This window comes from Pandoraea cepalis (assembly GCF_902459665.1).
Taxonomy (GTDB): Bacteria; Pseudomonadota; Gammaproteobacteria; order Burkholderiales; family Burkholderiaceae; genus Pandoraea; species Pandoraea cepalis.
The window spans coordinates 53,536-66,705 of the sequence record NZ_CABPSL010000023.1 but is presented as its reverse complement, the minus strand read 5'-3'; the positions used below and the strand labels follow the sequence as shown (position 1 = coordinate 66,705).

The 13,170-nt window shown below is 63.9% G+C and carries 13 protein-coding genes; 10 read left to right on the top strand and 3 right to left on the bottom strand.

The annotated features are described in order from the left end of the window. Positions 1-343 (bottom strand): hypothetical protein (locus tag PCE31106_RS21565; RefSeq protein WP_150564616.1); only part of this gene is annotated, 343 nt, incomplete at its 3' end. A 98-nt stretch (positions 344-441) separates the two neighbouring features. Here PCE31106_RS21565 and PCE31106_RS21560 point away from each other — a divergent pair. Next, on the top strand, positions 442-2,085 hold the full coding sequence (locus tag PCE31106_RS21560; RefSeq protein WP_150564615.1) for a phospholipase D family protein: 1,644 nt from the start codon (positions 442-444) through the stop codon (positions 2,083-2,085). Positions 2,086-2,380: 295 nt separating this feature from the next. Here the strand turns inward: PCE31106_RS21560 and PCE31106_RS21555 are convergent, their stop codons facing one another. Then, on the bottom strand, positions 2,381-3,850 hold the full coding sequence (locus tag PCE31106_RS21555) for an amidohydrolase family protein (protein WP_254441242.1): 1,470 nt from the start codon (positions 3,848-3,850) through the stop codon (positions 2,381-2,383). 28 nt (positions 3,851-3,878) lie between these two features. Continuing rightward, complete coding sequence (locus PCE31106_RS21550) at positions 3,879-4,979, bottom strand: porin (protein ID WP_150564614.1); 1,101 nt, start codon at positions 4,977-4,979, stop codon at positions 3,879-3,881. Between the two features lie 410 nt (positions 4,980-5,389). Here PCE31106_RS21550 and PCE31106_RS21545 point away from each other — a divergent pair, with 410 nt between their 5' ends. From PCE31106_RS21545 to PCE31106_RS21505, 9 genes are all read left to right on the top strand, one after another. After that, positions 5,390-6,331 (top strand): LysR family transcriptional regulator, encoded by a 942-nt coding sequence (locus PCE31106_RS21545; RefSeq protein WP_150564613.1) that lies wholly within the window; start codon positions 5,390-5,392, stop codon positions 6,329-6,331. 215 nt (positions 6,332-6,546) lie between these two features. Then, positions 6,547-7,554 (top strand): 1,2-phenylacetyl-CoA epoxidase subunit PaaA, encoded by a 1,008-nt coding sequence (gene paaA, locus PCE31106_RS21540; RefSeq protein WP_017234992.1) that lies wholly within the window; start codon positions 6,547-6,549, stop codon positions 7,552-7,554. Between the two features lie 51 nt (positions 7,555-7,605). After that, positions 7,606-7,902 carry a 1,2-phenylacetyl-CoA epoxidase subunit PaaB gene (gene paaB, locus PCE31106_RS21535; RefSeq protein WP_017234991.1) on the top strand — a complete coding sequence of 99 codons (297 nt, stop codon included), beginning with the start codon at positions 7,606-7,608 and terminating at the stop codon, positions 7,900-7,902. A gap of 49 nt (positions 7,903-7,951) precedes the next feature. Further along, positions 7,952-8,755 (top strand): 1,2-phenylacetyl-CoA epoxidase subunit PaaC, encoded by an 804-nt coding sequence (gene paaC / locus PCE31106_RS21530; protein ID WP_150564612.1) that lies wholly within the window; start codon positions 7,952-7,954, stop codon positions 8,753-8,755. A gap of 79 nt (positions 8,756-8,834) precedes the next feature. Further along, positions 8,835-9,410, top strand: a complete 576-nt coding sequence (paaD, locus tag PCE31106_RS21525) for a 1,2-phenylacetyl-CoA epoxidase subunit PaaD (protein ID WP_026132152.1) — start codon at positions 8,835-8,837, stop codon at positions 9,408-9,410. Positions 9,411-9,495: 85 nt separating this feature from the next. Then, positions 9,496-10,584, top strand: a complete 1,089-nt coding sequence (paaE, locus tag PCE31106_RS21520; protein WP_150564610.1) for a 1,2-phenylacetyl-CoA epoxidase subunit PaaE — start codon at positions 9,496-9,498, stop codon at positions 10,582-10,584. Between the two features lie 213 nt (positions 10,585-10,797). After that, positions 10,798-11,586 carry a DUF1835 domain-containing protein gene (locus tag PCE31106_RS21515; RefSeq protein WP_150564609.1) on the top strand — a complete coding sequence of 263 codons (789 nt, stop codon included), beginning with the start codon at positions 10,798-10,800 and terminating at the stop codon, positions 11,584-11,586. 9 nt (positions 11,587-11,595) lie between these two features. After that, entirely contained in the window at positions 11,596-12,252 is a 657-nt protein-coding gene (locus tag PCE31106_RS21510; protein WP_017234986.1) for a TetR/AcrR family transcriptional regulator, read from the top strand. 241 nt (positions 12,253-12,493) lie between these two features. Then, positions 12,494-13,150 carry a GNAT family N-acetyltransferase gene (locus PCE31106_RS21505; protein ID WP_017234985.1) on the top strand — a complete coding sequence of 219 codons (657 nt, stop codon included), beginning with the start codon at positions 12,494-12,496 and terminating at the stop codon, positions 13,148-13,150. Positions 13,151-13,170 lie beyond the last annotated feature (20 nt).

Here is a 13,170-nt window from a genome sequence, read left to right as displayed (position 1 = left end):
GCAGAGAAGCAAGATTATGTCGCAGCTTCTCGTCGTCGTCAACAGTTTTTTTCGCCTTCTTCGCTCGCCGCCGTAGCAACTCACAAGCTCCAAAACCACCAACCACCGGGCTTTCCAGCCCGTCGCCTCCACCGCTTCGCCGCTTTCGCTGCGTCGCCGTCGTTGCGAGAGACGGAATATTAGTGAAAACCCCGTACCCTGGCAAGCCCTTTGTGAAAATAATTTGAAAAAGGTCGGGGCCGGGCAAAAAAGACAGCGATTCGAGCGGGCCGAGATCCACGGCGCAGGTCACATGGAGGACACCGATCCACGATCGTCCGGCATCCCACTGCGACGCAACCATCGAAATCGCCTATGCTTGCCGGAACCTTGCCCATAGGGAAAGGCGACGCAGCGATCCGGGTCTCTTCCCTTCCTATACCTATATATAGAGCGTTCGAGATGGTCCATTCGCGCATCCTTCCGTCGCGCTCTCTCGATGTCCTGCGGCGCCTGGCCACGCTTCTCCCGCTCGCGCTCACCGTCGCCGCCTGCAGTTCGGTGCGTCCACCTCCCGAGCCGTCTCATTGGGCGAGCCATACCTCGGCCGCTACGCCCGGCACGCTCGCCAGCACCCTGGCCACGGCCGTCCGCGCCCATTCGGGCCAGTCCGGCTTCCAACTCCTCGCCACCGGCTCCGACGCATTCACCACCCGCCTCGCACTGGTTCAGGCCGCACAGCACAGTCTGGACGTTCAGTACTACAGCGCCGGCGAGGACGTCACCGGCCGCCTCCTGCTCCAGGCGCTGCTCGACGCCGCCAACCGCGGCGTACGCATACGCATGCTGGTCGACGACATCAACCGTCGCCATACCGACCCGGCGTTTGCGGCGCTCGATCAACATCCCAACATCGAGATCCGCGTCTTCAACCCATTCGGCACCCGCGACACCACGCTTATCGAACGAGCGGGCAATCTGCTCACCCGGTTCGACCAGCTCAACCGCCGCATGCACAACAAGGCGCTGGTCGCCGACAATCAGCTGGCCATCGTGGGCGGCCGCAATCTGGGCGATGAGTATTTCGACGCCAATCCCGAATTGTCCTTCCGCGATTTCGATCTGCTCTGTGCCGGCCCGATCGTCGACGCCGTCTCCCGTAGCTTCGACCACTTCTGGACGAGCCAACAGTCTTACCCGCTCAAGCAAGTTCAGTCGAAGATCGACGAAGCGACGCTCGACGCCACGCGCGACGCGTTGGTACGCCACTGGCGCGACACTGATCGCACCCCGGCCGGGCATGCAGCGCTTCACCCGCCCCCGCTCGCCGAGCGTCTGCACAACGGCAAGCTCCCACTTTTCTGGGCCCCCGCCGAGCTTGCCGCCGACGGCCCCGACAAACTCGACACCCCCGCCGCAGAGACCCAGAGCGCACCCGGCCACAAGCTGCGTCAGTTGGCGGCGAATGCCCAGCGAGAGGTCCTGATCATTTCCCCGTACTTCGTGCCGCTGGACGGCGGTGTCCGGTTTCTGTCGACGCTCACGGAGCGCGGCGTCAAGGTACGCGTGCTGACGAACTCCCTCGCGGCGACCGACGTCGTACCGGTCCACGCCGGCTACGCACGCTATCGCCCGGCGTTGCTGCAAGCCGGCGTCGCGCTGTACGAGTTCAAGCCGATCCGCACGAATAACGGAGCCCGCTCGCTGCGGCGCGTCTCGCTCGGCAGCACGTCGCGTGCCAGTCTGCATGGCAAGGCCTATGTCATCGACCGGCGTGACGTCGTGCTCGGTTCGTTCAATCTGGACCCGCGCTCGGTGCGTCTGAATACGGAATTGGCGATCGTGATCCACAGCCCGGATTTTGCCGAGCACATGGCACGGATTTTCGACCGGGCGACGTCGCCCCATGCCAGTTTTCGCGTCGAGTTGGCGCCCGCCAACCCCGCCATGCCGGCGCCGATCACCCCGCCAACCTTGCCGGCGCTGCGCTGGGTAGGCGAGGAGAATGGTCAACCGCGAACCTTCGACGTCGATCCCTATGCTTCGTTCTGGCGCAATGCGGTGGCAGGCACCTTCACGTTGCTGCCGAGCGACGACCTGCTCTGAAACTGTGCTGCGCTCCCGAATACCTGATCCATGGCGACGCCTGTCCGCGCGCCGATCTGACACTGACTCGCCGTGAAACGCGCCCTTCGGCGGCACCTTCGCCTTCGCCCACACCTTCGCCCTCCCCCATCTTCACCCGCACCCGCACCATCGCCCACACCCTCGCCTTCGCTCCCGCCCCATCTTCGCCGTCGCCGCCACCCTCCCCCTCGCCCAAGACCTGCCGGCGACTCGGCGCACGCCCGTCGTCCGCCTGGACGGGAAACCGGCATGCGCAAGCCGCCTGCCGTGCGCGCTACGCCAATCCCGCCTCGCGTCGCAAACGCACGGCCGAACGGGTGGCGTTACGAACGACCTCGCCAACATCGAACGTAAGGAACCGGCCGCCTTGCCGCAAAATGCGGCCGTCCACGATCACCGTATCGACGTTCTCCGGCTGCCCCGAATACACCAGTGAATTGAACGGGTCGAATACGGGGGCAATATCCAGGTCATCCATACGAACAAGCACGATGTCGGCGCGTTTTCCCGGGGACAATGACCCAGCGCGATCGGCAAGATTGAGCGTGCGCGCACCCTCGATGGTCGCGAGTTCCACCAACCGGCGTGGCGTAAGTTTGACGTTCGTGTCGCTTCTCGACTTGTGTGCCCACAACAGGGCGCGCATTTCGTTGAAGAAGTTGGCATTGGCCGATGCCGCCGAAGAATCGGTCGAAAGCCCCATTTGCGCGTGAAGCGCTTCCATTTCCGCAAATTGGGTATATCCGCTTCTCACCGTGGAGTACTGCAGCTCGATGGCGGGCGCGATACTGATGCGCACGTTCGATGCCGCGAGCGTCTGGCGCTCCGCCGCCGTGAACCCTTGCGGATGCACCAGCAGCAGGTCCGAATTCAGCCATTGATGCCTGGCCATCACGTCGATAATGCCGTGCGTCAGATTCCCGTAGTGCAGCGTGTAAGGAAGCTGCATGGCCTGGGCACGCGCCATCGACGTGCTGAGATCATCGAATACGCTGGCGCGCATCGAACCGTCCTTTTCCGTCACCGGCGCGACGACAACGCCCAATGTCAGCCGTGGACGCGTCGGCAATATCGTCTGCCGCACTCGCTCGACATCCTGCCAGTCCATAGGCTGCGACGACGGCTCGCCGAAGCGCCCGTATGAGAATCGGGCGCGAACGCCAAGATCCTCCAGCGCCTGTAGATCCGCCCGCGCATGCGCTGGCGAGCGCACGTTGTGACAAAAGTCGTGCACGGTGGTGATGCCGGACATCAGGTTCTGCGCCAACCCGAAACGCACCGAGTGGTAGATGTCCTCCGGCGTCATGACGGCACCGGCACGGGCCTTGCTCGGGAAATAGCCGAAGGTCGGATCGTCGCCGCGCAGCGAGCCGCGCAACAGGCTCGTCCACATGTGTTGATGCGTGTCCACGAACCCCGGCATGACGATCGTACGGCTCGCGTCGATAATCCGCACGTTCGGCAGATCGATGCGCGCGGCCACGGCGACGATAGCACCGCCCTTTACGTGCACGTCGCCCACGGGGAATTCGCCGAGTGACGAATCCATTGTCAGCACGTACCCACCGCGCAAGATGAACTCGTCTCGCTCTGGCTGGGCTGGCTGGGCTGGCTGCGAAGGCCGTTCCGCCGCGTGCAACGCCGCCGACACCGGCGCCATCAGCGCGGGAACCATCATGCTGCCAGCCGCGGCGCCGCAGGCTTTGAGAAGATTGCGCCGGTTTCGCTGCATCTCGTTGTTCATATCAGACCTCCTTGGGGGCGACGACGCGTCAAAAGGTGTGTTGGATGCTGACGGTACTGACGAACTGGTGACCGCCGCTCGCAGGGCCGGCCGACGCGTTCACCTGCGCCATCGCACCGTTGCCTGAAGCGATTTGCAGCGCGGCGTCGACGTACAGCGTCGTACGCTTCGACAGCCGGTAGCCGACAAGGGACGTGAGTTGATTGGCGCGGTTGTCGTTCAGCTGGGCGTTGCCGCGCATGTGCGTATACGTCGCGCTCGCGTACCACGCGGCGGTGAAGTCGTATCCAACGCTCACGTCGAAGGCGTTGATCTGCGCCCCGGTCGCCGTGTTTCGGGACAGGGTGGCAAGTGCCGAGATCAACACCTTGCCGAAGCCATAGCGGACCCCGAGACCGATATTGCGGATGCCATCGTTGCCGTTGTTCGTTTGTGGCGACTTAACCATCGTGTACGCCGCACCGATGCCAGCATTCGCGTAGTCGTAATTGATGCCGAAACTGGTGGCGGAGGATCGGCCGAAACTTCCGGGCACGCCGCCGAAGCCGTACATCGCGCCGAACGTCAGGCCCGAGAAATCGGCGCTTTTGAATTTGACGGTGTTGGCGATCGCCTCGCCATTCACGCGATCGAAGTCGAACGACCCTTGCGCGGAATACGACACGCCGAACTTCGCGAACGGCCCCTGATGGGCGGCGTAGGATCCCTCGAAGAAGCTCCCCGGGTAGCGGTTCAACGTCAGGCTGTCGAACATGAAGTCGCGTTGATTCCCGACGGTCACCGTGCCGTATCGATTCGCCAGTCCGACATACGATTCGCGGGAAAACAGACTGCCCGGACCGCCGAACACGTTGCCGTTGACAATGCTGAACAGCGAGCCGAGGTAAAACACGGCACGGTCGCCGCCGCCGAGGTCTTCATCGCCGCGAAAGATCAGGGCGTTCGGCCGCAGAACGCCAGGGTTCGCCGTGACGGCAGCGCCGCCGCCAACGTTGCTCGTGTAGCCCACGCCAGCGCCCAGCAGTCCGCTGATCTCGATATGGCTCTGCGCCTGCGCAGGGTTGGCGAGCGCACCGCCCAGAAGGCCTGCGGCGATGAATGAACGTACCCAAATGCCGTGATGATTCACGTTGTCTCCCTTGATTTGAACTGGATGCGTGGCAAGGACAGGTTTTGCGCAGGCCCTTGCCCGATAGGGCCAGCCCGCTTCGCATCCGCCGTCTCCCTGAGTTGTGTTCGGGACGCGTGAATGCGATTATTTTTTATGCTTATATAATTGACACTTAAAATTATTAGACGAAAGGGCATGGCCTCGACCGCCTGCGCCCGACACCGCATCGGGTGTCTGGCAGGCCAGTGTAGGTTCAGGTCATTGCCGCGAAGGTGAATTGTTGGAATCAGCCATCAACCATTGGTTGACGCACGGCTGACGCAGTCGGGGGCGCCGATGGCGGGCCAATAGCGCGAGACTCATGGGTGCGCTACGTACAGAACGGGCCCGTCGCCTCGTTACCGGTAACGCGTTGATGGAGATCGAAAATGAATGTCAGAACCGGTCAGGCGCCACCGTCGCGCCTCAAGCTCAAGTACCTCCAGGCCGTGGCGGTGCTCGATGAAACGCACAGCTTGACGAAGGCCGCCGATCGCCTGAATCTCACGCGCGCGGCGCTCTCCAAGACACTGGCTGCGCTGGAAGACCTACTGGGGGTGAAGCTCTACGAGCGTACCGCGTCCGGCATGGTGCCGACGACGTTCGGTCGGACGCTGGCCCGCCACGCCCGCATGATTCTTGGCAATCTCCGCTCGGCCGAGGACGAGCTCCGAGACCTGATGAACGAGCACCGCGAGAGCCTGGTCGTCGGCGCCCTGTTCATCGCCATGCCTCACCTCCTGCCGCAGGCGATCGCATTGCTGGCCGAGTCCCATCCGCGTTGCGTCATCACTGTGCGCGAGAGTGGTTCCTTCGGGCTGGCCGCGGGGCTTCACGATGGCAGCTTCGATCTGGTCGTGGGGCGTCTGGTGCCGGAGTATTTTCGCAGCGCGGTCGAACTGGAACCGCTGTTCCATGAGGATCTGCTCGTCATCTGCCGTCGCGAGCATCCGCTTGCCCAAGTGCCGGCACTTGGCTGGCCCGACGTTGCCGGCTATCCCTGGCTGCTCCCGCCCAAGGAGTCCCCGATCAGCCACGCGCTGCAATCGCAATTTCTCGCGGACGGCGTGCCGGGGCCCGGCATGATCGTCGAGGCGTTTTCCGTCTCCCTCGCGCTCGGGATGCTGCAAACCTGCAACGCGATTACCGCGCTGCCGAGCCGCCTGGCCCATGCCCTGCGCGACAAGGGCGATGTCACGATTCTGCCTTTGCGCCCTCCACCACTGCCCGCGCCGATGGGCGTGGCATGGCGCCGCGGCGATCCCCTGTCGCCGCTCGCCGCGGCGTTTGTCGAGACGTTGAAGCGGTGCGCCTCGGCATCCGCAAGCTGAGACATCGCTTCTCGCTTTCCGGCGTCACCGCACGCCCCCCAGTCGCTCACGCGCGCCCGCCCCCCCCTTCGGCGCGCGGCGAATCCCACCTTCGCTGGCGCTCCATACTCTGCAACAAACAATCTCCGTCATCTCATGGAAAACATTTATTGACCGACCGGCCGGTCGGTTTATAATGCGTTCCATATCCCCACATGCCGCGGAGACCTTCCTCTATGTATACGCAAGCCATCGACCTGGCCGGCAACAGCCCCAAGGGTGTGCGCGCCCTGAGCGAGGCGGAGCAGGCACAACAAGCCCGCTTCGACGCCCGCGTCGCCGCCGATCAGAAGATCGAGCCGCAGGACTACATGCCCGCCGAGTACCGCAAGACGCTCGTGCGCCAGATCTCGCAGCACGCGCACTCGGAAGTCGTCGGCATGCTGCCGGAAGGCAACTGGATCTCGCGCGCGCCCAGCCTCAAGCGCAAGGCCATCCTGCTCGCCAAGGTGCAGGACGAAGCCGGCCACGGCCTCTATCTGTATTCCGCCGCCGAAACGCTCGGCACGTCGCGCGACCAGATGATCGACGCGCTGCACTCGGGCAAGGCCAAGTACTCCAGCATCTTCAATTACCCGACGCTCACCTGGGCCGATGTCGGCGTGATCGGCTGGCTCGTCGACGGCGCCGCCATCATGAACCAGGTACCGCTGTGCCGCTGCTCCTACGGCCCGTATGCGCGGGCCATGATCCGCGTGTGCAAGGAAGAGTCGTTCCACCAGCGTCAGGGTTTCGACGCCCTGCTCTCAATGATGAGCGGCACGCAAGCCCAACGCGACATGGTTCAGGAAGCCGTGAACCGCTGGTGGTGGCCGGTGCTGATGATGTTCGGCCCGAGCGACAAGGACTCGATCCACAGCACGCAAACCATGCAGTGGGGCATCAAGCGCATTTCGAACGACGATCTGCGTCAGAAATTCGTCGACGCCGCCGTCGAACAGGCCAAGGTGCTCGGCGTGAGCTTTCCCGATCCGGATCTGAAGTGGAACGAGGCCCGCAAGGCACACGACTACGGCGAGATCGACTGGAGCGAATTCTGGCGCGTGGTCGGCGGCGACGGCCCGTGCAACAAGGAACGTGTCGGCACGCGCGTGGCCGCCCACGAAAAAGGCGCCTGGGTGCGCGATGCCGCCCTGGCGCACGCCGCCAAACAACGCCAGCGTGCCGAGAAGCAAGCCGCCTGAGCCGCACGCGCCCAGTCACCGGCAGCCCCTTACAAGACATCAGGAACGATCATGACGCAAGCAAGCAGCAAGGAATGGCCCCTCTGGGAAGTGTTCGTGCGCAGCAAGATGGGCCTCGAACACAAACACTGCGGCAGCCTGCACGCCGCGGACGCCGAGATGGCGTTGCATATGGCGCGCGACGTCTACACGCGCCGCCAGGAAGGGGTGAGCCTTTGGGTCGTGCCGTCCGCCGCCATCACGGCGTCGGCCCCCGAAGACAAGGCCGAGCTGTTCGATCCGGCCGCCGACAAGATCTACCGCCATCCGACCTTCTACCAGTTGCCGGAAGAAGTGAACCACATGTAAGCGGCAGCGCGCCGCGTTGATCGGCGCGCCCCATGCGAGACCCCAGAACATGAAACCGACGCAGGAACATTTGTCCTATCTGCTGCGCCTCGCCGACAACGCGCTGATCCTCGGTCAGCGCAATGCGGAATGGTGCGGTCACGGCCCCGTGCTGGAAGAAGACATTGCGCTCACCAACCTGAGCCTCGATCTCATCGGTCAGGCACGCATGCTGTATCAGCATGCCGCCAAGATCGACACCGCGCTGACCGGCATCGCGAAACAGGAAGACGATTACGCCTTCTGGCGCGACGAATTCGCGTTCCGCAACTGGACGCTCGTCGAACTGCCCCACTACGGTCCGACCGCCGGCACGACGGCCGCCGAGCGCGACTACGCCGTGACCATCGTGCGCAACTTCCTCTACTCGGCCCTGATGGTCGAAGTGTGGCAAGCCCTCACGCAGTCGATGGATCCGGACCTCGCCGCCATCGCCGCCAAGTCGGTCAAGGAAGCGCATTACCACCTGCACCACGCGCGCGACTGGCTGGTGCGCTTCGGCGACGGCACCGAGGAATCGCACCGCCGCGCGCAAGCCGCGCTCGACTATCTGATGCCGTACATGAACGAGATCTTCAAGCCGGACGCGCTGGAAGACGCCGTGGCCACCGCCGGCACCGGCGTCGCGATGGCCAGCCTGAAGGACACGTGGCAAGCCACGGTGAGCGACGCGCTGCAAGAAGCCACGCTCGACGCACCGGTCGGCGGCGCGTTCGAGAGCACGGGCAAGTTCGGTCGTCACTCCGAGCACATGAGCTATCTGCTCGGCGAGATGCAGGGGCTGGCTCGCCAGCATCCCGGCGCGACCTGGTAAGCCGCCGCTCGCCGCGCACGTCATGCCTACGATGAATTCGCTCGCCGCTCCCTTCGTCGCTCACTTCGCCGATACGACCATGAATCTGCCGCTCACTCCCCCCGTTGCGCCCGACGTGCTGACGCCGGCCTCGGAGGCGTCGCTGCCGCTCGCATGGCAGACGCTCGAAGCGGTGCCCGATCCGGAGATTCCGGTTGTGTCGATTCGTGAACTCGGCATCCTGCGCGACGTGCGCGTCGTCACAAACGCCAGCGGTAGCGCGGCATTCGAGATCGTGATTACGCCGACGTACTCGGGTTGCCCGGCGATGCAACAGATCGCCGAGGACATCGACGCCGCCATGACGCGCGCGGGCCTCGGTCCGTGGCACGTCACGACGGTGCTCGCCCCCGCCTGGACGACCGACTGGATCAGCCCCGAGGCGCGCGAAAAGCTGCGCGGCTATGGCATTGCGCCGCCCACGGGCACGCACGCCGTGGCCGCCGACGCGCCCCGCAAGATCACGTTCTACGGCCGCCCGAAAGACGGCGTGACGTGCCCGCATTGCGGCTCGTCCGACACCGAAGTGGTATCCGCATTCGGTTCGACGGCCTGCAAAGCGCATTACCGTTGCCGTACGTGCCGCGAGCCGTTCGACTATTTCAAGCCCTATTGATTGACCCGATTGATCCGGCTTCGCGCGTAGCGATGCCGACACTTTGCCCGGCGGCAACCGCACCCGAGCATCAAGGAAGCCCACGATGACGACCCCGCAATTCCATTCGCTGACCATCCGCGAAATCCGGCCCGAGACCGCCGACGCCATCTCCATCGCCTTCACGGTGCCGGACGCGTTGCGCGACGCGTATCGCTTCACGCAAGGGCAGTTCCTCACGCTCAAGACCGAGATCGACGGCGAAGAAGCGCGTCGCTCCTACTCGATCTGCGTCGGCGTGCCCGACTACGATGCCACGGGCGAACTGCGCGTGGGCATCAAGCGCGTGCCGGGCGGCAAGTTCTCGAACTTCGCGAACGATCAGTTGAAGCCGGGGCAACAGATCGACGTGATGACGCCGGATGGCCGTTTCTTCACGCGTCTGTCGGCCGACCACACAAAGCACTATGTCGGCTTCGCCGGCGGCTCGGGCATCACGCCGATGCTCGCGCTCATCAAGACGACGCTGGCCGCCGAGCCGCACAGCCAGTTCACTCTGGTCTACGGTAACCGCGCGGTGCCCGCCATCATGTTCGCCGAAGCGCTCGAAGACCTGAAGAACACCTATCTGGGCCGCTTGCGTCTGTATCACGTACTCTCGGACGAAGCGCAGGAGGTGGAACTGTTCAACGGCCTGCTCAACCAGGACAAGTGCACCGCTTTCCTTGAGACGCTCATCCCGGCATCGAGTATCGACGAAGCGTTCATCTGTGGCCCGGGCCCGATGATGGACGCCGCCGAAGCCGCGCTCCATGCCGCCGGTGTGGCCAAAGAGAAGATTCATGTCGAACGGTTCGGCGTACCGACGCCGCAGGTCGCTGCGAAGCCGGTCGTCATCACCGACGATACGCCGATGGCGGAGCTGGTCGTCGTCATGGACGGCAAGGAGCGCCGCCTGCGTCAGCCGTATGAGGGCCAGAGCATCCTGGATACCGGTCTTGCCGCCGGTCTGTCGCTGCCGTACGCCTGCAAGGGCGGCGTGTGCTGCACGTGCCGCGCCAAGGTGCTCGAGGGCGAAGTGGCGATGGACAAGAACTACACGCTGGAAGACTACGAAGTCGAGCAAGGTTTCGTGTTGACGTGCCAGGCACGGCCCCTCACGGAACGCGTTGTGGTGAGCTACGACGAGCGCTGAACCCGCGCCGAATCTACGTTGAATCTGCGTTGAGCATTCGACTCGCCGGAGCCGCGACAGCGGAGCCGGCGGATCGAACGCCTGTTTGCCAAGTCGTGCGAACACTACGTCAACACGGCGGGAACAGGCGTGAAATCCCGGCAATGTCCCGATTATTTCGGGCATTACGGGAGCGTCAACCCGAGGTTGCGGGAATACCGTAAACTAGCGGGCATGAATACCATCCATGTCGTCTGTGGCGATATCGCCGCGCAGCAGTTGCGCGCGGCGATGGCGCAAGCGCTTCGCGCCGATCCCGTGCTTGTTCTGCGTGACGATCTGGCCATTGGTCCGCTGCGCGAGATCGACGAGAACGAGCGGCAGCGGGCGGCATTCTGGCAACGCGTGCTGCCGTCTGCCGGGCGCGACTACGCGGGGGAATTGCGCGAGGAACTGGCGTCGCTGCAACGCTTGGTCGAGGGCGACAGTGCGGTGGTCTGCTGGCATGGGGACAGTGCGTCGGACCAGCTCACGCTGCGACGCGTGGCCTTCATGTTGCGCAATACGCCCGCACGCCTGAACGAGATCGTGTTGCGTGGCAGCGATCTGGCGGCGTCCGGGTCCGCGCAGGACGCCACGCGACGGACGAGCGTCGGCATGTACGCGCCAGAGGTGCTGGCCGAGCGATTTGCACGTATCGCCCCGATTTCGCTGCTGCGCATTGGCCGTCTGTCGTTGGAATGGCGCGCGCTCAAGCAGGCGAACACACAGGTCCGCCGCTGGGTGAACAACACGTTCGAAGGCGCGACGTTCGGCGAAATCGATGACCAGATTCTCGGCCTGGCGCCCGTCGCATGGACGCCCATGGCCGCCTTTCTCGGCGAGGCAATGCCGCGCTTCGAAGGTTTTTTTGCGACCGACAGTTTTCTGCTGTGGCGCTGCCGCGAACTCGGCGCGGCAGGCCGGCTCGCGTTGCGCGGCGACACCACGGCGCCCGCCGCGTGCGATCTACGACTGGAGTAACCCCCGTTTATGGCACGTACCAAAGCGCCCGATCACGAATCGCAGCGCGAACAGATTCTCGATGTCGCCGCCGAAGCATTCGCACACGCGAGTTATCCGAGCGCCTCGATGTCCGAACTGGCTGCCGCGTGCGGCACGTCGAAGGCCCGGTTGTATCACTATTACGCGAGCAAGGACGCCATCCTGTTCGATCTGCTCGAGCGCTACACCAAGCGCTTGATGCTGATCGTCACCGAGGTCGAGGCGCTCGGCCAACGCCGCGGGCTGTCCGAGCGCGATACGTTCCATGAACTGATCCGCGCCTTTCTCGATGAGTACGAGACGTCGCAGACGCGTCATATTGCACTGCTCAACGACGTGAAGTTTCTCAACGACGAGCAACGGGAGATCGTGCTCAATCGTCAGCGTGACGTGGTCGCGGCGTTTGCCCGTCAACTCTCGCGAGCGTTCCCTGACCGGGTGACCAAGCACAACCAGACGGCACTCACGATGATGCTGTTCGGCATGATCAACTGGACCTTCACATGGCTCAAGCCCGGCGGTCGCATGCGGTATCGCGATTTCGCCAACGAGGTGATCGCCGTGCTCGAGCACGGCCTCGTCACCCCGCTGCCGGGCGGGATCGAAGCCGCCATCCCCGCAGCAGCGGCGCCATCGCGCGCTTAGCCAGTAGTCACTCACTTTCAAAAAAAGGGCGATGCATCGCCCTTTTTTGTTGCTTCGCAGCAACTTATCGTCGAACGTCATTGGGGGTGACATCGAGAAACGGCGCGGCTCTTCAGCGACTTAGACACTTCCCTCCAGACACTCCCGCCACAAACTAGGGTTTTCACCTAGCCAATCAGGTATAATTCTTTTGCGTCGCACAATCCAGTGCACGCACTAAAGAATACCCAAGGATTGCGCCATGACTGCCCCGAACCCCACGCCCGACGTCGCACGCGCGACGGTTGCCGCCAACGAGCGGTCGAGCGTGCTGATTCGTGAGCTGACCTCCGGCGACATCCATCGACTCCAGCGCCACTTCCTGGCCCTCGGCGAAGAAGACCGTCTGCTGCGTTTCGGCCAGATCGTCACCGATGACGTGATCACTCGTTACGTCGCCAGCCTCGACTTCTCGCGCGACAGCGTTTTTGGCGTGTACGACGACAATCTGGCCCTCGTGGCGGTCGCTCATGTTGCGCATCTGCCGGAAGGCCAGAACGGGCGTGTCGCCGAATTCGGGGTCTCGGTGCTCGAATCGGCCCGTGGCCGCGGGATTGGCTCGCGTCTGTTCGAACGCGCCACGATCCACTGCCGCAACCAGCGCGTCGACACGCTTTACATGCACTGCCTCTCGCGCAATGCCCGCATGATGCGCATCGCGAAGAAGGCCGGCATGGAAATCAACTACGCTTACGGCGAGGCCGACGGTTATCTGAGCCTGCCCCCCGCCGACACGCAGTCGATGCTCTCGGAAATGATGCAGGAGCAGGTCGCCGCCTTCGATTACGCGGTCAAGCGTCAGCTTCGCACTGCCCGCCGCCTGTTCGGGGCACTCCTACCGAACCAGCGCGCCGCCTGAGCCGCGCATCCACACCCCCT

What these genes read in the sequence shown, in the direction of transcription:
- PCE31106_RS21560 (WP_150564615.1), top strand. Translation starts at nt 442, where the DNA reads ATGGTCCATTCGCGCATCCTTCCGTCGCGCTCTCTCGATGTCCTGCGG.
- PCE31106_RS21555 (WP_254441242.1), bottom strand. Translation starts at nt 3,850, where the DNA reads ATGAACAACGAGATGCAGCGAAACCGGCGCAATCTTCTCAAAGCCTGC.
- PCE31106_RS21545 (WP_150564613.1), top strand. Translation starts at nt 5,390, where the DNA reads ATGAATGTCAGAACCGGTCAGGCGCCACCGTCGCGCCTCAAGCTCAAG.
- paaA (WP_017234992.1), top strand. Translation starts at nt 6,547, where the DNA reads ATGTATACGCAAGCCATCGACCTGGCCGGCAACAGCCCCAAGGGTGTG.
- paaB (WP_017234991.1), top strand. Translation starts at nt 7,606, where the DNA reads ATGACGCAAGCAAGCAGCAAGGAATGGCCCCTCTGGGAAGTGTTCGTG.
- paaC (WP_150564612.1), top strand. Translation starts at nt 7,952, where the DNA reads ATGAAACCGACGCAGGAACATTTGTCCTATCTGCTGCGCCTCGCCGAC.
- paaD (WP_026132152.1), top strand. Translation starts at nt 8,835, where the DNA reads ATGAATCTGCCGCTCACTCCCCCCGTTGCGCCCGACGTGCTGACGCCG.
- paaE (WP_150564610.1), top strand. Translation starts at nt 9,496, where the DNA reads ATGACGACCCCGCAATTCCATTCGCTGACCATCCGCGAAATCCGGCCC.
- PCE31106_RS21515 (WP_150564609.1), top strand. Translation starts at nt 10,798, where the DNA reads ATGAATACCATCCATGTCGTCTGTGGCGATATCGCCGCGCAGCAGTTG.
- PCE31106_RS21510 (WP_017234986.1), top strand. Translation starts at nt 11,596, where the DNA reads ATGGCACGTACCAAAGCGCCCGATCACGAATCGCAGCGCGAACAGATT.
- PCE31106_RS21505 (WP_017234985.1), top strand. Translation starts at nt 12,494, where the DNA reads ATGACTGCCCCGAACCCCACGCCCGACGTCGCACGCGCGACGGTTGCC.